Raw genomic sequence first — 20,935 nt, forward strand, 5'->3', positions numbered from 1 at the left:
GATATTCTCATTCCACTGAGCTGCATGCTCATGAGCAGAGCTGCCCTGCGATCTGTGATCAGAATCCGCGGATCTCCTCATCCTCAGATCCGGTCTTGTCGATGGATTTTATTACAAGGTAATAGCTGTAATCATCATTGACCTTTACTTCCACCCGGTCTCCTACACGATGACCGCGCAGTGCCTTGCCGATAGGCGATTCGATACTGATACGGTTTTCCATGGAATTTCCGCGGATGGAAGTAACCAGCTTGTACTTCTCCACCTCATTATCTTCTTCAAAAAGAACTTCCACGATATCGTCCATTCCCACTTCGTCAGATCTGGAAGCATCGGATACAATGGATGCCGTCTTCAGCATCCTCTCCAGATAACGGATGCGGCTCTCGTTCTGATTCTTATGCTTCTTGGCTGCATAATACTCAAAGTTCTCACTTAAGTCTCCCTGGGCACGTGCCTCCTTGACCGCCTCAATGGCTTCCTTACGTACTACCAGTTTACGGTGTTCGATCTCCTGCTCTATTTTTTCAACATCCTTGCGGGTAAGCTGTTCTCTCATTTCTCTGGCATCTCCTTTTCTTTATAACATTCAGACTGATCCTGGATCTGTTCTCCACTTCCTGTGAAGCTTCTGTCACAGATACAGGATTTCTGGAAGGTTACCGGAAATACCATAGCAGATACGCTCTGCTTTGTCAAACAGCGCATACCTGTTCTTCGGCTTCCTCCTGCTGGTGTACTCGCTGTTCAATATAATCTGCCATATGTTCTTTGGGGATATCCAGTAACATGGAAAATTCAGAATAGAGATGATCCTCTGCAAGCTTCAGATACCGCTCGTCTGTAGCGGTTGTTTTTTTGCCATGAGATAATCTGGCCTGTTTTCTGACGTAGATCGTCTTGATGATCCGAAGAAGATCTCTGCATTCACAGGTACGGATGCATTTCTTGTAGCTATCCTCCCGGAATTTCTCATTCTCAATACTCAGTGTCTCAATGGATGGGATCTCATCGATAAGCCTCTCCGCTTCTTCCCTCGTAATGATTCCGCGAAGCACCTGCTTTCCACCTTTCACCGGTGTAAATATCTTCCCATCTGTTTCTCCTCCGGGCCTCAGTACATAATAAAGCTTCTCGCCGGAGGAACCATCCACCCTCATTGTGGTAACTCCTGTTACCTGGCAGATGCCGGTACGACCATACACAACATATTCGCCTGTTTCAAACATTTTTCCACTTCCTTTCATTTTTTTACTTTTCTTTTGTTATCCTGGCGCTTATTGTGCTCTAATGAAAGCTCCCTGCCAGGTTATATATCCAGACAAGGAGCTTCTCACTGAGGATTCTATCCTTATTTTACTACTTTTCCCATTTATTTGCAAAAGAATTCAAAAAGTTTTTTTATTTTTGTGAAATATGCCCACAATGAGGGCATATATTTTTTGTTATAATTCTTCTTTTTTCTTTCTTCCCAGACGGATGTCTTCCATATGAGATTTCAGTTCCGGTGTCATACTGTCAAAGAGATAGGTTTTGCTGTTGTCCCTGCGCTCCTGCCATTCTTCTCTCATCTGCTGTTTTGCGGAAGCGATCTCATCTTTGAATCCGCGCGCTGAGATCCTAGCGGCTCCCTGTCCCATAATGATGATCTGCTCCAGTCCGTCTGATGTGGCAACTGTCACGTTATGCTTCCGTCCAATTTTATGGACAGTGCGTTCAATATACTGGTCTGCAGTTTCCGCTTCTTTTGTATAGACAACATGAATGTTATGATACTGGAAGGTTTCCTCCGGATGGCCCTCCACACGGTAGGCATCAAATACCAGGATCAGGATGCAGCCCTTGATCCCCTGATAATCGCTTAATATATCCATTAACCTGGACTGTGCCGCATGAAAGTCTGCCTGTGCCAGATCTCTTAAATCCTCCCAGGCAAATATGATATTGCAGCCGTCCACCAGCAGATAGTCCTCTCTGTGGATGGCCGGACTGCTGTTTCTCCAGGCGCCGTGACCGGATTTTGCCGGAAGGCCGGAATCTGCTGCACCTTTGCCTCCCTTCCCGGAAAAGCTGCTTCCGCTTTCCGGATTTCCGAAGCTTCGGCTGTTACTGCTGTATTTCTTTGAGCTCACCGGACCAAAGGTTTTCTCAAAGATTGCCTTCAGCTCTTTTTCCTCTTCGTAGCTTCCATACATGGAGGTATATTTTCCACGGCCGGCATTGGCTGTTCTGTGATCCGGACTGTTTTTGGCTGTTCCCTGAACTGAACGCACTCCTGCAAAGCTGTTGTCGGAATCCTCATAGGCATCATTACTGTCCGGAAGCTGAGCTCCTTCCAGATGCATATATTCTTCTACCTCATACCAGGGAACCACGAAGCCTGCTCCATGGGCACAGAATACAGAGCCTGTAGGATTCTCAAGATCTCTCTCGGAATCATAGCCGATCTCCTCTGCGATCTGCTCCTGATCCTGACAGGGTTCATAGCCCTTCAGAGTACAGGTCAGATGACCTCTGCCTCTTGTGTAGGAAACTACCTGGCTCTGATAATCCCTCATTTTTGCCACCGGCGCACTTCCTGTGATCACCGACAGCTCTCCCTGGGTTTCCGGTCCCTGAAAGGTTCCCTGCATCCTCTGGATATCCGTCATGGCACGTCCTACATTTTCTGCCGGAACCTCAAGTCGGAAGCTGTAATAGGGTTCCAGAAGAACTGTCTCCGCTTTCTTGAGGCCCTGGCGCACAGCACGGTAGGTCGCCTGCCGGAAATCTCCACCTTCCGTATGCTTCTGATGTGCCCGCCCGGTGAGAAGTGTGATCTGCATATCGGTGATGGGTGATCCGGTAAGGACTCCCAGATGCTCTTTTTCCTCCAGATGTGTCAGGATCAGCCGCTGCCAGTTCCGATCCAGCTGATCTTCATTTGCCGCAGTAAAAAACTGCAGTCCGCTTCCTCTCTCTCCCGGTTCCAGAAGAAGATGCACCTCTGCATAATGACGAAGCGGTTCAAAATGTCCCACGCCTTCCACCGGTGCGACAATGGTTTCTTTGTATACGATATTACCGGTCCCAAATTCTACTGCCACATGAAAGCGCTCCCAGATCAGATGCTTCAGGATCTCGATCTGTACCTCGCCCATCAGCATGGCGTGGATCTCTCCCAGCTGCTCATCCCACATGATATGAAGCTGCGGTTCTTCCTCCTCCAGCTCCTTCAGGCTTTTCAGCATCCTGTGGGCGTCACAGCCCTCCGGAAGGATGATCTGATAATTCAGTACCGGTTCCAGCACCGGCATGGCAGAATCCGCCTCAATGCCAAGTCCCTCTCCCGGATATGTTTCGGTAAGACCTGTAACTGCACAGACGGTTCCTGCCTCTGCCTCTTTGAGCATTTCAAATTTTGCACCGGAATAGATACGGATCTGATCTGCCTTTTCCTCCCAGATCTCCTCTGCCGGAATACCATTTCTTCCTGCATTGGTCAGCGTCTCCTTAACCTTCAGGCTACCGCCGGTGATCTTCATATAAGTGAGACGGTTTCCCTGCTCATCTCTGGCGATTTTAAAGATCCTGGCTCCGAATTCTGCGGGATAGGACGGTACTGCCATGTAGGTCTCCATTCCATGGATAAAAGCATCTACGCCTTCCATCTTCAGGGCAGATCCAAAAAAGCATGGAAAAAGCTTTCGCTCCAGGATCAGCTCTGCCACGTCCTTTTTTGCGATCGTTCCTGTTTCCAGGAAGCTTTCCAGAAGGTTCTCCTCACACATGGCGATATTTTCCAGAAAATCATCAGTTCCATTTATTTTATCAGAAGCGCCCTGCGTTTCGAATATATTCTCTTTTTCTGCTTCATTGGCGTTGTCTTTCAGCTGCATTCCTTCAGCTGACGGAGATTTCCCGGAGTTATCCACAGGATTCTCCTTTTTCCCTGCTGCTTCTGCACCGGAGCATTCCAGTTCTCCACTAAAATCCACACAGCATCCGCTTAATTTCTTCTTCAGCTCCTCAAGAAGTCTTTCCCTGTCTGTTCCTTCCTGATCCATTTTATTTACAAAAAGAAATGTTGGGATCTTATACTGTGTCAGCAGTCTCCACAATGTCTGTGTATGCCCTTGCACACCATCTGCTCCGTTGATCACCAGGATCGCATAATCCAGCACCTGCAGGGTACGCTCCATCTCAGCAGAAAAATCCACATGCCCCGGCGTATCCAGAAGTGTCACTTCCATATCCCCCATGGAAAAAACTGCCTGCTTTGAAAAAATGGTGATTCCTCTCTCCCTCTCAAGCTCATAGGTATCCAGATACGCATCCTTGTGATCGACTCTTCCGATTTTCCGGATCCTTCCGCATTTAAAAAGCAGGCCTTCCGATAATGTCGTCTTTCCTGCATCCACATGGGCAAGCACGCCCAGGCTTATATGTCTGTGTTTTATATTCTGAGGTTTTTCTCCCATTGAAAATACCCCTTTCTGTTGTAATGATATCCAATATCATAACATAGAAAGGGGTATAAGTCGAATTTTGTTTCGGTCTGTGATTTAGGAATCCAGGTAGGCTTTCAGCTTCTCCAGATCCTTTTTCATATCTGCTCTTCCTGTTTGGTAGATCCGCTCCAGATTGCTCTCATCACGCTCGATCATCGCCGCCTGGATGGGACTGCTCGGACGGATGATATGAACGCGACCCTCTTTTTCCAGAGCAGACAGTTCCTCCAGTGTTTCATTATAATGGATATGCCGTTCCTCCAGATCCTTCAGAAAAGCCGGATATTTATGTAATACTGCTTTCAGAAAAAGCTGCATCTTCGGGTTTGCTTTTTTTCGGTACTTCACATCTCTGGTAAGCACCACTACGTTTTTTTCGTATCCCCGGGAAAGCATCCACTTAACCGGGATCGGATCAGACACACCACCGTCCAGAAGTCTCTTTCCCCCAATCTTCACCGGTCGGGAGGCTATCGGGATCGATGCAGACGCACGCATCCATTCAATATCCTCCACATCTCCGTTGGGACATTCATGATACACCGGTTTTCCTGTATCCAAGTCCGTACACACCACTGTAAATTTCATGGGATTTTCTGCGTAGGTCTGACGGTCAAAAATATCCAGCTTCCAGGGCAGTTCATAATATCCGAATTCCCGGCTGTATACATCTCCTGTGGTGATCCAGTTCCGGATGCTTGCAAGTCTTTTATCCTTGCAGTACTTTTTGTTATAGCGAAGAACTCTTCCGATCTGCCTGGACTTATAATTGCATCCAAAAACAGCTCCAGCCGATACGCCCACCGCACTGTCTGCGTAAATCTCATTTTCCATCAAAACATCGATCACACCGGCTGTATACAAGCCTCGCATACCGCCGCCCTCCATAACGATACTGAATTTTTTCAATTGTGTTTCTTCCATTTATTTGTCCTCTGTATTCTGTCTGGCAGACTCTGCTGCCCTTATGCTGTCATCTTTATGTCCCATTTATTGTACTTTTCGAATTATATCGGTCTTTTCTGCCATATATCTATATCCATTATCAGAATATCTTGGTTGTCCACTTGCTCATATCCCAGACTTCATTTACCACATCCTGATAAAATTCCGGTTCATGACAGATGAGAAGGATACTTCCGCGGTATTCCCGGAGAGCTTTTTTCAGCTCGTCTTTTGCATCTACATCCAGATGATTGGTAGGCTCGTCCAAAAGAAGAATATTGGTGTCACGGTTCACCAGCTTGCAAAGACGCACTTTTGCCTGCTCACCACCGCTTAAAACTCGTACCTGGCTCTCAATATGCTTGGTCGTCAGGCCGCATTTTGCCAGTGCGGAACGCACTTCATACTGGGAAAATGACGGAAATTCCTGCCAGAGCTCTTCGATACAGGTAGTTCGATTCTCACCTTTAACTTCCTGCTCAAAATATCCGATCTCAAGGTTCTCGCCCTGCTCCACACTTCCGGAAAGAGGCTTGATCAGTCCGAGAAGACTTCGAAGAAGTGTTGTTTTTCCTATTCCATTGGTTCCCACCAGTGCGATCTTCTGTCCTCGCTCCATAGTAAAATTCAGCGGCTTGGAAAGCGGCTCATCATAACCGATCACAAGGTCATGTGTCTCAAAAAGCATCTTTCCTGGTGTTCGGCCATAACGGAATTTGAACTCCGGCTTCGGCTTCTCTGCTGCCAGCTCGATCACATCCATCTTGTCCAGCTTTTTCTGGCGGGACATAGCCATGTTTCTTGTGGAAACACGGGCCTTATTCCTTGCTACGAAATCCTTCAGCTCACTGATCTCCTGCTGCTGTTTGCGGTAAGCAGCCTCCAGCTGTGCCTTCTTGACCGCATAGACCTCCTGGAAATGATCGTAATCTCCTACATAACGGTTCAGTTCCTGATTTTCCATATGATAGATAATGTTAACTACAGAATTCAGGAACGGAATATCGTGGGAAATAAGGATAAAGGCATTCTCATAATCCAGAAGATATCTTTTCAGCCATGCAATATGCTCCTCATCCAGATAGTTGGTAGGCTCATCCAGAAGCAGGATATCTGGCTTCTCAAGAAGAAGCTTCGCAAGAAGTACCTTGGTTCGCTGTCCGCCGCTTAGATCCGTAACATCACGGTCAAGCCCCAGATCCAGAAGGCCCAGAGCTCTGGCAACCTCCTCCACTTTGGCATCGATCGCATAAAAATCGTGAAGTGTCAGTTCGTCCTGGATCGTTCCAAGCTCTTCCATCAGACCATCCATCTCGTCAGGATCTGCAGTTCCCAGCTTGTCGCAGATCTCGTTCATCCGTTCTTCTTTTTTGAGAAGAGGATCAAAAGCGGATTTCAGCACCTGGCCGATGGTCATCCCCTTTTCCAGAACTGCATGCTGATCCAGATAGCCTGCGTGGACATTTTTTGCCCACTCTACCTTGCCCTCATCCGGCATCAGTTTTCCGGTCACGATACTCATAAATGTGGACTTTCCTTCGCCATTAGCGCCTACAAGTCCGATGTGTTCTCCCTTAAGAAGCCGGAAAGATACATCTTCGAAAATCGCTCTGTCTCCAAACCCGTGGGTCAGGTGTTCTACATTTAAAATACTCATTTGTTATATTCCTTTATCATTGTGGTTTTTCTGTTTTCCCGGAAGGGATTTTTAATAATGCTATAGTATTATACTTGATATTTTTCTCTGCTGTAAAGTCAAATCTCTGTATACACTACGATCGGCTGACTGGCAGCTTTTTGTATTACCGGTTAAGCTGCTGAATACTATTGAATAATTTTCCATCTTCCTACCTCATTATCTTCTGTAAAAATCCTATTCTTATTTATTATGCCATCGGATCTCACCGTTTAATATGATCGGATAACGGATCAGCTTGTCTGAATCAAGGTTTTCCGCATACATATCTACTGCGGTTATCTGGTGATTATCATATGTGGTATAATAATAAATTCCCTTTGTCGTGTTGCAGCATGAAGTATAGATCGTGATCTCATATGCGCCCTCTGATACCTCACAGCATCCCCGCTGCTGATCAACAGAGCCTAAAATATGGAAAAACTGGCTGACACTTTCGTTTTCCCCATCTCCGGATATTGCGTTTAATTTTGTAAATGCAACCTTTACAAATCTTGACTGGCTTGAAAGATCTCCCGGAATTCCCATTCCGCCCATTCCTCTGCTGTATGGATCCAGCTCCAGCACTCCTGCAAATGTACTTTCCGGCTGCTTTCTGGATACACCCGCATAATTGTTAAGTGCAAACATCTGGCCGGGGAATGGAGGATTATTTGTAAGTACGCCAACAGGATCGTCATAGATGTGCATTCCGTCTTTCATGGATTCTACAACGATGCATTCCTCCTTGTCTGCGATCATCCAGTGAAGCTGTGCGGTTGGAAGCTGTTCACTGAAGGGTGTTCCCATAAGCTTCATATTGGAAAGCATCCTCCTTGCTTCAGCCACCGAAGCACACTGGGTAAGGATCCATGGAATAAATTCATATTGCGCCACCTGGACAAGATCCTTATCTGCTTCTGTCGCTTCATCTGCATATGCCGCATTTCCCACAAAGTTAAGTCCTGCCATACCCAGTCCCTTTTCATTAGCCGCATCATAATAAAGCGGATAATCTCCTGCTACAAACGCCATTCCTATGAGAGCATAATGTGTTTTTGCTTTTCCTGCATATCGGAAATCGAACTCATAATTTCTTGGGGTTATGGTCACCTCTTCCCCATAGGAAAACTCATAGTCAAGAGTTCTTCCCATATAAAAATCCTTTGTCTGATACGTTGCTGCTGTACACATAGATCTACACCTCTTCCTTACAATAATCCTGCAAACAATCTCATGAAAAGCTGTCCCAGACGAAGATATGCACTGCGTCCTGTCCGGTATTGTTCTGTTACTTCACGACATTCCTTCATTGTTTCTTCTAGGTCATTTCTTATAGATAACACAGCCGGACTGTCTGCCATAAAGCATCCGTTTTCAAAATGATGATAAAGACTTCTGTAATCCAGATTTATGGTTCCGCAGGTTGCCATACAGTCATCTGCCACGCTCATCTTGGCGTGACAGAAGCCAGGTGTCCACTCGTAGATCCGCACTCCATTTTTAACCAGTCCATGATAAAAGGAACGTGTAACACTGTAAATCATTTTTTTATCCGGGATTCCCGGTGTAATGATCCTGACATCAACTCCCCTCTTTGCAGCAAGACACAGCGCATGTGTCATTTCATCCGTAATGATCAGATATGGCGTTATAAACCAGCAGTATTTTTCAGCTTTGTTGACCATGCTGATATAAACTTCCTCTCCTACCTGTTCATCATCCATTGGACTATCTGCATAAGGCTGTACAAATCCGTTCTGAGCTGCCTTATATTCTGATCTTATAAAATATTTGCTGAAATCCTCATTATTATTCCTGTCATTGGCTGCATTCCACATTTCAAGGAATGTTGCTGTCAGCGACTGAACTGCATCGCCTTCAAGACGGATCCCGGTATCCTTCCATTGTCCGTAAGGATTGGTGTAATTAAAATATTCATTTGCCAGATTATAGCCGCCTGTGAAAGCTACTTTTCCATCGATCACAGTTATTTTTTGATGATCACGGTTGTTCAGAAATACATTCAGACCCGGCATAAACGGATTAAATACCCGGCAGTGGATTCCGATCTGCTCCATCTTTTTTACAAAATCCGTATTAATAAAGCCAATAGAGCCCATATCATCATAAAATACTCGCACCTCCACGCCTGCCTGCACACGCTCCTCCAGCACTTTCTGGATCTTTTTCCAGGCCTCTGCATCTTCTATCGCATGGTATTCCATAAAAATAAACTTTTCAGCCTTTGCCAGTGCCGATAACTGTGCTTCTAATCCCTTTACCGCCTCATCATAATAAACAATATCCGTATTCTGGTATACGGGATAACCTGCATTTTTCCAAATATACTCACTGATATTTCCTGCTTTGGGGATTTTATTTTTGATATTTTCCAGTTTTTCCCGATTGTCCGGCAGAAACGGCAGAAGCTTTCTGTCGATATCCGCATATCGTTCTCGCATTTTACGGGTTCCGCCATTTAATCCGATCAGCAGATACAGTGCTACACCCATGATTGGAAACACAAGTATCAGAATGATCCACGGCATTTTCATGGAAGAGGTCTGATCGGATGCATATAGTGCCAGAACCAGAATTCCTGCAAAGACTCTGGTCAGCAGATTAACGATCTCCGCATATTCATTCAGCCTTGTGATCACGATAATGATAAAAGCTGCTTCCAATAAAATACAAAGCACCGAAAAGCATAATCGAATGACACCGTTTTTCGTTTTTGCTCTGCCCTCCAGTGTATCCTGCTTCATAAAACCGCCCCTTTCTGCATTGAATGAGAATTTTCTGTTGTGCGTAAGCCTAACTGAATATTCCTGTTGCGTAATAAAATCAACAATTATCTTCTATACTGCAAACAGCGGAGCTCTGACCTGATGATTCCTTGTCCACTGTAATAAAAAATGAAATAAGAAGAAAGCCCTGGAAGCTGCAACTTCGAGGGCTTTTGATTTTTTTGTTATAAACACTTTAATTCTTTTTTGCCTGCGAGCATTATAGCATATGCGATTTTTCTTCGCAATATACTCTGTATACTTTTTAAGATGTTTCTGTTTTTACTGAACTCTTTGCTTCTATCATTGCAATAACTTTCTCCGCTGGTTTCCCAACTAGACATGTGATTGTTGGTATTCTTTAACCTGTTTTCACTTACCGCTTGTACCGCAACATACCATTTTTCAATTCAATAAATTTTCCGTTAAAGATTTCCTGCAACACCTGTCTGCATGGTATCCGTTGCAATCTTCTAACCTCAGACGCTTCCATTACTCGGAAAGTAGTTTGGTGATGATCTTGATAAAATGCAATGAGCGATTCAATATACGGCTCAGCATCTTCAAACGTCCAGTTTGCTTCCTCCTTCAAACGCGAGAATACCGATACCAGACTAATACATCGAACATCTTCAAAATTTGTAGCGCCATTCCGAGCATTTCGGTCATCGGAGCAGAACACATAAATCTGCTCCCCAAGCATCACCGACAAGACCTGCAACAGCACAAAAGACTTGATTTCTCCAAGATTATTTTTCTTGCCCACTTCGATATCGAGTCGTTCAAGCTCTTTCAAATAATCCTCTCTCGATATCGCCGTGTAATCAGCATCTTCCAATGCTCGATAATGTTCCGAAAAGTAATCTTTAGAAAAAACATCACAGGCCAATTTTAACATCTGTGTATAAGTCGCACACGCCAGCGGCCCTCGTACATGTGACAGGCTTTCAAGAATTTCTTGATCCGTGTAGCTTTTTATCTTTTGCGCGCCAATCTTTTCGCTCAACCAGATTGGCGCATCAGCATTATACCGATTAAGTTCTGTTACGATTTGCGCATGACAAAAGAACACATATTCCGGCAATTCCATGACCCGGTCAATCAAATGATTATCGCCGCCATCTTGAACAGAGTGCGTTTTGGAAATGAAATCGGTATCTAGCAGTGCATATTTTTTCACTTCGCTTTGACACCCCTCAATCCAAACCGTACTCTTTTTTCAGTTGAGTAATGTAAGCCACATCGTCATTTTCTCTGGATTCTGTCAGATACTCATGCTGTCTGTTATACTCAACTTTCTCAAGGAGTGTGCCAAAAGATTCTGTTCCCCTGCCATCAAGCTGCCAGCGCTTTGCCTTACCTATCAGTGATGCCCTTTTCATTACATTCGCAGAACTTATCTCCAGCAGCTTTTCAGCCTGCTGGTGGGATATGTTTCCACTTTCAAACAAGCGCAGTACAACTGCCTTGTAGGGCATAGCAAACATATCCATAAGTATCAAAACGGAATCTACCGAAACCAAATCTTTATCAATTCCATACAGTAGAATTTGCTCATGGAGAAGTTGATCCGGCATCAAAAGCAGACCTGCGAAGGCATTAGCTTCCAAGTCCTCCTGTGTTCTTCCTGTTTCATCACCTGTTGCCGAATCCAGCATAGAACCATTTTTTATATAGCTCTGGTCTGCATTTTCTACATAACAGTAGATATGATACAATTCATGCGACGCAGCGAAAAACTGCTTACATAGTGGAAGTGCCGTATTTACGCACACAAAAATCGTATCCTGCTTCAAAAAAGTCAATGCCCATAATTCATCATCATGAATTGGAAAACGAAGCAGTTCCAGTGCAATTTCTTTCTTTCTTGCATAGTTCTGTATAACAGCAAAAATATTATCTTTGATAATAGAATTACCGACATACTCTGCCGAAAACTGCCTGACAACAGATTGAATTTCATCAAATTTCCTGTTTTGGCTTACAAAAAGGCTATCTTTCAGAACATTGTTCATCACTTATCCTCCCAGAGCTGCTCCATCTTTTTGCCATTCTCGCATGCCCTAGTGTGGAACAGAATCATGTCGGACAGTTCATCCGCAAGCCGGATTCCCTTTCTTGCTTCTTCTGTTTTAACACGCCCCATAAACGCATGAATCACATTCGTATCCATCGGCTTTTCTGGCATCTTCATCAGAGAATCCATCGACACATGCAGATATTCAGAAATCTTATGAAGTTCAATCGCATTGATTGCTCTTGCACCATTCATAATTTTGCTCATTGTCTGTTTGGAGACTCCAATTCCTTCTGCCAGATCAACCTGCTTTTTGTTTTCTTTTTTCAGTTCAGCCTGAATGTTGTTTGCAATTATCATATTTACATCCAGCATATAATCGCCTCCTGTTCTTGTACTTATATTATACGCTCTTTCACATAGAATATCAATTATTTAGAGACTGATCTTAGTTTTTAATTTATTTTGTCGCTATTTTAGTTACAAGTCATCGCTAACCTTCAGAAGAGTGGTTTACACTAACGCTATAAACCTGTATTTTCCTCATTCAAAAGACCTTCTACAACCTCAACAGAGAGATTTCTATGATAGAACAGCTCATTGCCGAAGCAACAAAATTTGATTTCAAAGTTGCTCTCAAAACGAATCCACCAAAAAACCGGTTAAAAAACACCCCATTGCTTTTCCAACGAGGCTTGTAATTGTTGCAGGTCGACAAAATGCTTGTTTCTACACCCCTTGACCTTTCTTTCTTGTTTATAATGAGAAAGAAAGAAAAAGAAAGAAAAGGCAACCTTTTCAAATCTGGATCGAACTGACAGAAGAGATTATCCAGAGGATGCAATCAGAGAATCTTTACTGAACAGCATTGTTCACCGTGATTACTCTTTCAGCGGAAGCAATCTGGTCAATGTCTATGAGGATAGAATCGAATTTGTCTCTCTTGGAGGTCTTGTATCCGGTCTGGAACTGGAATCCATGCCTTTTAGATTTTCTTCGCAATCGTAGACAGCTCCGAAAAAGAGCCTCATGACGGTGAAGAAAAAATCCAGAGCTGTGTTTCTTTCCACTTAGCCTTCGTTAGTTTCTTTCTGTCCCGAACACACCTTTTACCTGAATTCTGAAATCCAGCTTGTTGTTGGTCAATCCCTGCATGAGCTACACATTCTTATATCTGGGCAGGAAGATTGGACTGATAGACTGAATATCTTGCTCATTAATACAATGAGCCGTCATGAACTTTTTCGTCATATGGGGCTTTATATCTGACAGTACCTGTGACATAGAATCCTTTTTTTCTTCTATCACTCATCTATATTTTCCTATCATTGGTCAGTCAGTGACTTGCTCCCACTGGGCCCAAAAGCATTTTGCTGGAGCTGTCATATTCTTTTCCAGTGAGTTCAGACCGAACAATATCATCATTCAACATTTTAATAAATGCCGCTGCCTCTTTTTGTGAAGAAATCACAATATGATCTTCTTCAAACTTGAACATAGTTTTGTAGCGAGAATGCTTTTTCAGATTCTCTAACAAATCGTTCTTTTTCATCTGCAAAACAGGCGAATTTTTTGCCTTTAATAACTTCTTTGCATTTGTCAACTTACTTTTATTTTCAAACGCAACAAACTTTTCAAGGCTATCTACAATATCCAGATCGCGAATAATCTCAATCGTCTTCTGTGCCCCCGCTCGTATGTATTGCTCAAATCCAAAAAATCTCTGCATAAGATCCATTTTTGCCGTAACAACACTTGAAGAAAAGATAATTACATCTGCTCGTGAATCTATCTGCACAATATCGCTATCAATTTCATCGTATGTATCACCAACAAATAGGGCTATAACATTTTTACTTCGATCAATTCTTGATACAGAGTATATATGTTGATAAACCCAAAAGTACTTGTCATTCAAATTGATTCTAAAAAGAAATCCAGACAGTTTATTTCTATCGCTTTCCGAGTAGTACTCCGTACGCTTTTCAGCATCATCAAGAAAAGTAAAGGGTCTATAGTTCTCTATCAGACTAATCTCATAAAATTCTTTCTTATTGTCTGCAATATTTTCTGATGTATCAAATTCGACATCATCTGCAAGATAGGTACAATTGATAAAACCTGCCACCTTATCTTTTGTGCTAGAAAGCAACTTATCTGTTGCTCTGATTTTTTTGGTTTGATATCCACTTTCATCGCGTAGGCAGGCATATATTTCAATACCGCAAACTGAACCAGAAAACATTATCGACTTAATCGATGCCTGAATTTCTTCCTTGGTCATTTGTTCATCTCCTTCATGTAGAGGACTGTATCATTAATCACTTTATATTCTACTGTACTAGGATTTTTTAAAAACCTGCCTTTAACTACAGCCAAACAAATTTCATTATTAGTAAAACTGGGAAGAGGAGTTTTGTATTGTCCATGAATGCTCCAAGGAACAAAACGCCATGTGAACCAAATATCTTTTCACCCCAGTTGTCGATTTTCCAGTAATGTAATTTGTGATCCACTTCTGGTTCTTCAAACTGGTTCCAATATTCAACATCACGTAGATATTTATCGATATCAGCCTTGGTCTTTTCCAACGCTTGCCCCTTCGCCTCTCTACTTTCTGTAATACAGATATTGAACTGCGATAACAGCCCTGCCAAGCTCATCAAAGACTTCAAATAACTATTGATTTTTACCGCACGGACGATATAAGTCAGATATCCCTGTTCATTGATGAACTTTGTAATTCCTTCACGATCTATTGTTGGAAGCATCGACATCTGCGATACAGCCGGTGTTAGCACTGGCTGCTCGGTTTCGTACCTTACAGCCATAATATAGCGATTTTCTTTTGTGAAGTGGTCGCATAGAAAACGACATTTCTTTGTCCTTATACCCCGATCAGGCTCTGGTCAAAAGCAAACAATGCCTCGTTGATTTCATACACATTGTAGTTTCCCCGTTCGACAAAATATTCTACAATGATATCGAATTTGCTCGAATGGGAAAGGGTAAATCCTGCCTTGCCGAGCATCTCCTGCATCTGGGCAAGCGGCAACTCCAAAGCGAGAGCAAATGCCAGCACTGTTGGTTTGGATGGCTTATAGAATTTATCAGAGCGAATTTTGGAAAAGAGCTTCCGGTCAATGTTTGCCTTCTTGTAGCACTGAACATCCGTCATGCCGCTTTCGTCAATCTTCCGCAGCAGCATTTCCGAAAAGCTCTCATCAATCTGCCCCAGTGCCTCCTCCAGAGATTGACTGCTGCAAGATTTACAGATTGCTTCGGACGGCAGCGGGGCAGATGCAGCTTCAAAGCAGGATTCCTCTGACAGCGCTTCAAGCCGCCGTCTCTGTTCTACTCGACTGTCGGTATGTTCATCCACATACCAGTCATCTATGTACGCCGCGATATCAGCAAACAGTTTTCCGCTAATCTGATATGCCTTCTTATCAAAGATAACGATGTAGACCATCATCTCATTTTCCAGCAAGAATGCACTGATGGTATCGACTGCAACCTTCAGAGCCTGGTCTTTTGGATAGCCGTAGATGCCGGAGGAAATCAGCGGAAAGGCCACCGACTGACAGCCATTTTCTTTTGCCAGGTTCAAAGATGTCCGATAACAGGATTCCAGAAGCTGTTGTTCCTGATGCTTGCCATCTCGCCAGCGCGGGCCGACTGCATGAATCACATATTTGCAGGGCAGGCGATATCCCTTTGTGATTTTTGCGCTGCCAGTCTCGCAGCCATGCAGCGTACTGCATTCTGCAAGCAGTTCCGGTCCGGCGGCACGATGAATGCAGCCGTCCACACCACCGCCGCCCAAAAGAGAAGTGTTGGCAGCATTGACGATTGCGTCAACGCGCATTTTTGTAATATCGTTTCTGATAATCTGTAACGGCATGAAGCATACCTCCCATTCGTCCGATCAGAGTCCTTGTCTGATCAAATATCTATTAAAGTGTCTCATACATTGCTTTCAATTTTTTCGGCGCTACACCGTTCCTGCAAATACACTGCCATAAAGGGCAAATATATTTGCTTCCCGTCCGTATTGTTCTATGCTATAATACTATTGTTGTCCAACCGAAACCCGGCAACGGGAGGAGGTGAACGTTATAGACACTTTAATTACCTTTATCATCACTGTTGCGGCAGGTGTTACTTGCCATCTCATCTGCAAATGGTTAGACAGACATGATAGGGACAACAAATAGCCTAGTGGTTTCTTATCCACTATAATAAAATAAGAAGAAAGCCCAAGAAGCTGCAACTTCAAGGGCTTTCACTCTTTTTGTTATAAACACTTTAATACCTTTTGCCTACTGGCATTATATCATACGCAATTTTTCTTTGCAATATACTCAATATATTTTTTAAGGTGTTTTGTGCGCTACGTGTGTTCTACACCTCAAAATCGCCCACTTTTTTAGAAAATCCAAGAACTTTCAGACATAAAAAAACCCCGGAAAATCAAAGATTTCCGAGGTTTTGATAAATTTCCGTATTCGATTGGAATTATCGCTTGCTGAACTGCGGAGCGCGACGAGCTGCTTTGAGACCGTATTTCTTACGCTCTTTCATACGTGGATCACGTGTAAGGAATCCAGCAGCTTTAAGAGCTGGTCTGTAGTCTTTGTCTGCCTCAAGGAGTGCTCTGGAAAGACCATGACGGATTGCTCCAGCCTGTCCTGTGTATCCACCGCCGTGAACATTAACGATCACGTCGAATTTACCCTCTGTCTCTGTTAAAGCCAGTGGCTGACGAACGATAACCTTCAGAGTCTCAAGTCCGAAGTACTCATCGATGTCTCTTTTATTGATAGTGACTTTACCTGTTCCAGGTACCAGGTAAACTCTTGCGATTGATTTCTTTCTTCTTCCTGTTCCGTAGAATTTTGCGCTAGCCAATGTTTTCTACCTCCTATTAAAATGTTAAAACTTCAGGCTTCTGAGCCTCATGTTTGTGCTCTGGTCCTGCGTATACGAAAAGTTTCTTGTTCATAGCTCTTCCAAGAGGTCCTTTCGGAAGCATTCCCTTAACTGCGAGCTCGATAACCTTCTCAGGTTTCTTTGCTAACATTTCTTTTAATGTGGTTTCTTTCATTCCACCAACATAGTCGGAGTGGTTATAATAAATCTTCTGCTCAAGCTTCTTGCCTGTAACTTTGATCTTATCAGCGTTTACAACGATTACATAATCTCCTGTGTCAACGTGCGGTGTAAACTGAGGTTTGTTCTTTCCTCTTAAAACACTTGCAACACCGGATGCCAGACGTCCCAGAGTGCAACCCTCTGCGTCAACTACATACCATTTTCTTTCGATTTTATCCGGATTAGCCATATAAGTCTGCATGGTCCTACCTCCTGTTATTTATCAACGATAATGTTTCTCAAACCGCGGTACTTCCGCGAAAAAAAGTAAATGGAAACGCGGGTGCAAAATAAATCGCGGAAATGTCCGAAACCGCTGATAAAATGCCGTCGCCGGGGCTATTGGCTCAAGCATCTTCGCACTACGTCACATTGAGTTATTATATTATAAGGCACCTTGCCTGTCAACTGTTTTTTCTTGTAATTTTCAACAAAATTCCTGTTTTCAGAAAAACTCGATTCCCATCAGCGTCAACCCCTGAGCCGGAGCTGTGGGGCCTGCTGCCCCGCGGTCACAGGCTTTCAGGATCTTATCCATGCGTTCCGGCGGATACTGCCCGTTTCCGATCTCGATCAGGGTTCCGGAAATGATACGCACCATATTGTAAAGGAAACCTGTTCCTGAAATGCGGATGGTCACCATGTCACCATCTCTCCACACGTCCATGGAGGTCACGGTACGGATGGTGGTCTTCACCTGTGCGCCGGAGCCGCAGAAGCTGGCAAAATCATGGCGTCCGATCAGATAAGATGTTGCTTCCTTCATCTTATCCACATCCAGTTTATAATGGTAAAAATAAGAGTACAAACGCTCCGTTGGCACCGGAAACCGCCGGTTCAGGATACGATATTCATATGTTTTTTCACTGTCACAGTAACGGGGATGAAAATCCGGCTCCACCTCCTCAGAAAGCTGGATACGGATATCCTCCGGAAGTCTCTGGTTCAGTGCATAGGAAAATTTTTCCCCGGGGATCCTGGATTCGGTATCAAACACCGCCACATTTCCAAGAGCGTGCACTCCTGCATCTGTACGGCTGGCACCGATGGTCTCGATTTTTTCCCCAAGCAGCTCACTTAAGGTATCGTTTAAAACGCCCTGAATGGTGATTCCATTTGGCTGTGTCTGCCAGCCTGAGTACTTGGTTCCATCATAAGCTACAACAAGTCCTACTCGTTTCATAAAATATATTCCCTCCTGATACAGACATCCCTGCAGTACTTTCTATCCCAAAACAGACATACCGTCCTGCAAAATGCCTGCCTGATCCGATTACAGTTCCGCTGTGCAAAATGCAGCGCTTCGGACCGTTCCATGTCTGAGTACCGGCAGGATTTGGCTACAGTCCCGCCACACGGAATGCCACGCCCACCGCAAGATATGCCACAAGGATTCCATAGGCCGCATAATCTCTTTTTTCATAATGCAGCGGCTTCATCTGGGTTCTGTGCTCTCCACCATGGTAACACCTTGCTTCCATGGCCATTGCCAGATCATTGGCGCGGCGGAACGCCGAAATAAACAGCGGCACAAGAAGGGGTACCATATTTTTCGCCTTCTGGATCAGGTTTCCGTTTTCGAAATCTGCACCTCTGGCGATCTGTGCCTTCATGATCTTATCCGTCTCCTCCAGAAGGATCGGGATAAAGCGAAGGGCAATGGACATCATCATGGCGATCTCATGTACCGGCACCCGGATCTTGTTCAACGGACGGAGCAGTCTCTCCAGACCATCTGTCAGCTGATTCGGCGTGGTAGTCAATGTCATGATGGAAGATCCGATCACAAGATAAACAAGACGGATCGCCATTCTTCCTGCAAGAACAAGGCCTTCCCTTGTGACCTTGATGATCCCGAAACGCCACAGCACTTCGCCAGGCGTCAGGATGATATTGAACACAACCGTGATCAGAAGGATCATAACGATAGCCTTCAGACCCTTGAACATGAATTTCACCGGAACCTTGGATATTGCGATCATAGCTACCAGAAATGCTGTTGCCACCGCATATCCGAGAAATGTATGGAACAGGAACACAGAGATCAGAAATCCCAGAGTTCCCAGAAATTTGGTCCGTGGGTCCAGTCTGTGAAGAACGGATTTGGCCGGATAATACTGGCCAATGGTAATATCTCTGATCATTTTTCCGCCCCTCCTTTGTTCAGTAATGGAGAGTTCGCCTGCGCAAGTGCGGCAAGGATACTGTCTCTGGCTTCCTCCACCGTTGTGGCATCTGCATCCACATGCAGCCCATGTTCCTTCAGCGCATGCATGATATAAGTGATCTGCGGTGCGGCAAGTCCCATGGTTTCCAGTTCCTTATAATGGGAAAAAACCTTCTTCGGCTCATCATCAAATACAGCTTCTCCGTGATTCATAACAATGAGGCGCTCCACGTATTTCGCAATATCCTCCATGCTGTGGGAAACCAGAACAATGGTTATCCCTCGCACCTTATGAAGCTCTGCGATCTGATCCAGGATATCATCCCTGCCCTTCGGGTCAAGCCCTGCTGTGGGCTCGTCCAGGATCAGAATCTTCGGGTTCATGGCAAGAACCCCTGCAATAGCTACCCTTTTTTTCTGGCCTCCGGAAAGCTCAAAGGGTGATTTCTTGAAATTGGACTCTTTTACTCCAACCTGAGTCAGCGCCTGCTTCGCTTCTTTCTCTGCTTCTTCCCTGGAAAGTCCCTGATTCATAGGTCCGAAACATACATCCGAGATCACATCATTTTCAAACAGCTGATGCTCCGGGTACTGAAACACCAGACCAACCTCGCTGCGGAGCTGTTTCCGGTCATATTTCTCAGCCCACACATCTTCTCCGTTATACAGAACCTGGCCGGATGTTGGCTGTACCAGCGCATTCAGATGCTGGATCAGCGTGGATTTTCCGCTTCCTGTGTGTCCGATGATCCCGATAAACTGGCCGTCCGGGATCACAAGGCTGACATCCTTCAGCGCATGGCTCTCATAGGCTGTCCCGGGGCTGTAGGTATAGGTTACATTTTTTAATTCGATTGACATAATGCGCTCACCAGCTCCTCTGTAGTCAGTATTCCATCCGGAACATCCACGCCGGATTTCTTCAGTTCATATGCAAGAAGTGTTACCTGTGGTACATCCAGTCCATACGCCTTAAGAGTATCCACCTGGGAAAAGATCTCTTTGGGATTTCCCTGCATCACAACATTTCCGCTGTCCATGACATAAACACGGTCAGCATGGATCACTTCCTCCATGTAATGGGTGATCAGAATGACTGTTACCTTTTCCTTACGGTTCAGCTCCCGCACTGCCTCCAGGACTTCCTTTCTTCCGTTAGGATCCAGCATGGCGGTAGGCTCATCCAGAATGATGCACCGCGGGCGCATGGCCATCACGCCTGCAATAGCCACTCTCTGCTTCTGCCCTCCGGAAAGCTTGTTTGGGGACTGATAACGATAAGCTGTCATACCGACTTTTTCCAGGCTGTCATTCACCCGTTTCCAGATATCATCTGTAGGAACTCCCATATTTTCCGGACCAAAGCCTACATCCTCTTCCACAACGGTTCCTATGATCTGGTTATCCGGATTCTGAAATACCATTCCTGCCTTCTGGCGTACCTTCCAGAGTTTGGTCTCTCTGGCGGTATCGATCCCGTCCACCAGCATCGTTCCCTCTGTTGGGATCAGAAGCGCATTCATATGCTTCGCCAGTGTGGATTTTCCGGATCCGTTATGTCCCAGAACTGCCACAAATTCTCCTGCTTTAATGTCCAGGTTCACATCATTGACTGCACGCTGCATGTCTACCACATTGCCGTCATCATCGTATCTCTGATAGTCAAATCCCAGCTTAAGCGCCTTGATAATTCCCATC

At 44.6% G+C, this 20,935-nt stretch carries 20 protein-coding genes; all 20 read right to left on the minus strand.

Going from position 1 to position 20,935, the window contains the following annotated elements:
- Positions 1–58: 58 nt before the first annotated feature.
- The 20 genes from greA to LI091_RS02485 all read right to left on the minus strand — a co-directional run bounded on the left by greA (position 59) and on the right by LI091_RS02485 (position 20,934).
- Entirely contained in the window at positions 59–559 is a 501-nt protein-coding gene (greA, locus tag LI091_RS02385; RefSeq protein ID WP_015527340.1) for a transcription elongation factor GreA, read from the minus strand.
- The gene (locus LI091_RS02390; RefSeq protein ID WP_158526432.1) at positions 556–699 is read right to left on the minus strand and encodes a hypothetical protein; all 144 of its coding nucleotides are present in this window, start codon (positions 697–699) and stop codon (positions 556–558) included. Before LI091_RS02390 ends, greA begins: the two co-directional genes overlap by 4 nt.
- A complete protein-coding gene (locus LI091_RS02395; RefSeq protein WP_243119189.1) occupies positions 696–1,229 on the minus strand; it encodes a CarD family transcriptional regulator in 534 nt (177 codons plus the stop codon). Before LI091_RS02395 ends, LI091_RS02390 begins: the two co-directional genes overlap by 4 nt.
- A 216-nt stretch (positions 1,230–1,445) precedes the next feature.
- A complete protein-coding gene (locus LI091_RS02400; RefSeq protein ID WP_265190752.1) occupies positions 1,446–4,460 on the minus strand; it encodes a translation factor GTPase family protein in 3,015 nt (1,004 codons plus the stop codon).
- 84 nt (positions 4,461–4,544) lie between these two features.
- Positions 4,545–5,414: a patatin-like phospholipase family protein gene (locus tag LI091_RS02405; RefSeq protein ID WP_265190753.1), complete on the minus strand. Its 870-nt coding sequence runs from the start codon at positions 5,412–5,414 to the stop codon at positions 4,545–4,547.
- Positions 5,415–5,535: 121 nt separating this feature from the next.
- A complete protein-coding gene (locus tag LI091_RS02410; RefSeq protein ID WP_021652255.1) occupies positions 5,536–7,092 on the minus strand; it encodes an ABC-F family ATP-binding cassette domain-containing protein in 1,557 nt (518 codons plus the stop codon).
- Positions 7,093–7,314: 222 nt separating this feature from the next.
- Positions 7,315–8,304, minus strand: a complete 990-nt coding sequence (gene bsh, locus LI091_RS02415) for a choloylglycine hydrolase (RefSeq protein WP_021652254.1) — start codon at positions 8,302–8,304, stop codon at positions 7,315–7,317.
- Positions 8,305–8,321: 17 nt separating this feature from the next.
- Entirely contained in the window at positions 8,322–9,878 is a 1,557-nt protein-coding gene (cls, locus tag LI091_RS02420; RefSeq protein WP_265190754.1) for a cardiolipin synthase, read from the minus strand.
- Between the two features lie 397 nt (positions 9,879–10,275).
- Entirely contained in the window at positions 10,276–11,079 is an 804-nt protein-coding gene (locus tag LI091_RS02425; protein ID WP_021652251.1) for a hypothetical protein, read from the minus strand.
- 16 nt (positions 11,080–11,095) lie between these two features.
- Positions 11,096–11,914 carry an ImmA/IrrE family metallo-endopeptidase gene (locus LI091_RS02430; RefSeq protein ID WP_021652250.1) on the minus strand — a complete coding sequence of 273 codons (819 nt, stop codon included), beginning with the start codon at positions 11,912–11,914 and terminating at the stop codon, positions 11,096–11,098.
- Positions 11,914–12,291, minus strand: a complete 378-nt coding sequence (locus LI091_RS02435) for a helix-turn-helix domain-containing protein (protein WP_015527351.1) — start codon at positions 12,289–12,291, stop codon at positions 11,914–11,916. Before LI091_RS02435 ends, LI091_RS02430 begins: the two co-directional genes overlap by 1 nt.
- Before the next feature lie 961 nt (positions 12,292–13,252).
- On the minus strand, positions 13,253–14,200 hold the full coding sequence (locus tag LI091_RS02445; RefSeq protein ID WP_059086104.1) for a DUF4868 domain-containing protein: 948 nt from the start codon (positions 14,198–14,200) through the stop codon (positions 13,253–13,255).
- Between the two features lie 85 nt (positions 14,201–14,285).
- Complete coding sequence (locus LI091_RS02450) at positions 14,286–14,747, minus strand: hypothetical protein (RefSeq protein WP_021650598.1); 462 nt, start codon at positions 14,745–14,747, stop codon at positions 14,286–14,288.
- Between the two features lie 56 nt (positions 14,748–14,803).
- Complete coding sequence (locus tag LI091_RS02455) at positions 14,804–15,820, minus strand: O-acetyl-ADP-ribose deacetylase (RefSeq protein WP_265190755.1); 1,017 nt, start codon at positions 15,818–15,820, stop codon at positions 14,804–14,806.
- A 614-nt stretch (positions 15,821–16,434) separates the two neighbouring features.
- Entirely contained in the window at positions 16,435–16,827 is a 393-nt protein-coding gene (gene rpsI, locus LI091_RS02460; protein WP_110104046.1) for a 30S ribosomal protein S9, read from the minus strand.
- 16 nt (positions 16,828–16,843) lie between these two features.
- Complete coding sequence (rplM, locus tag LI091_RS02465) at positions 16,844–17,272, minus strand: 50S ribosomal protein L13 (protein WP_021650595.1); 429 nt, start codon at positions 17,270–17,272, stop codon at positions 16,844–16,846.
- 243 nt (positions 17,273–17,515) lie between these two features.
- Positions 17,516–18,253 carry a tRNA pseudouridine(38-40) synthase TruA gene (truA, locus tag LI091_RS02470; RefSeq protein WP_021650594.1) on the minus strand — a complete coding sequence of 246 codons (738 nt, stop codon included), beginning with the start codon at positions 18,251–18,253 and terminating at the stop codon, positions 17,516–17,518.
- 157 nt (positions 18,254–18,410) lie between these two features.
- A complete protein-coding gene (locus LI091_RS02475; RefSeq protein ID WP_015527359.1) occupies positions 18,411–19,214 on the minus strand; it encodes an energy-coupling factor transporter transmembrane component T family protein in 804 nt (267 codons plus the stop codon).
- A complete protein-coding gene (locus LI091_RS02480) occupies positions 19,211–20,098 on the minus strand; it encodes an energy-coupling factor transporter ATPase (RefSeq protein WP_015527360.1) in 888 nt (295 codons plus the stop codon). The genes LI091_RS02475 and LI091_RS02480 overlap by 4 nt, the downstream gene beginning before the upstream one ends.
- A complete protein-coding gene (locus LI091_RS02485) occupies positions 20,083–20,934 on the minus strand; it encodes an energy-coupling factor transporter ATPase (protein WP_015527361.1) in 852 nt (283 codons plus the stop codon). The genes LI091_RS02480 and LI091_RS02485 overlap by 16 nt, the downstream gene beginning before the upstream one ends.
- Position 20,935 lies beyond the last annotated feature (1 nt).

This window comes from Blautia sp. MSK20_18 (assembly GCF_020553125.1).
Classification (GTDB): Bacteria; Bacillota; Clostridia; order Lachnospirales; family Lachnospiraceae; genus Blautia_A; species Blautia_A fusiformis.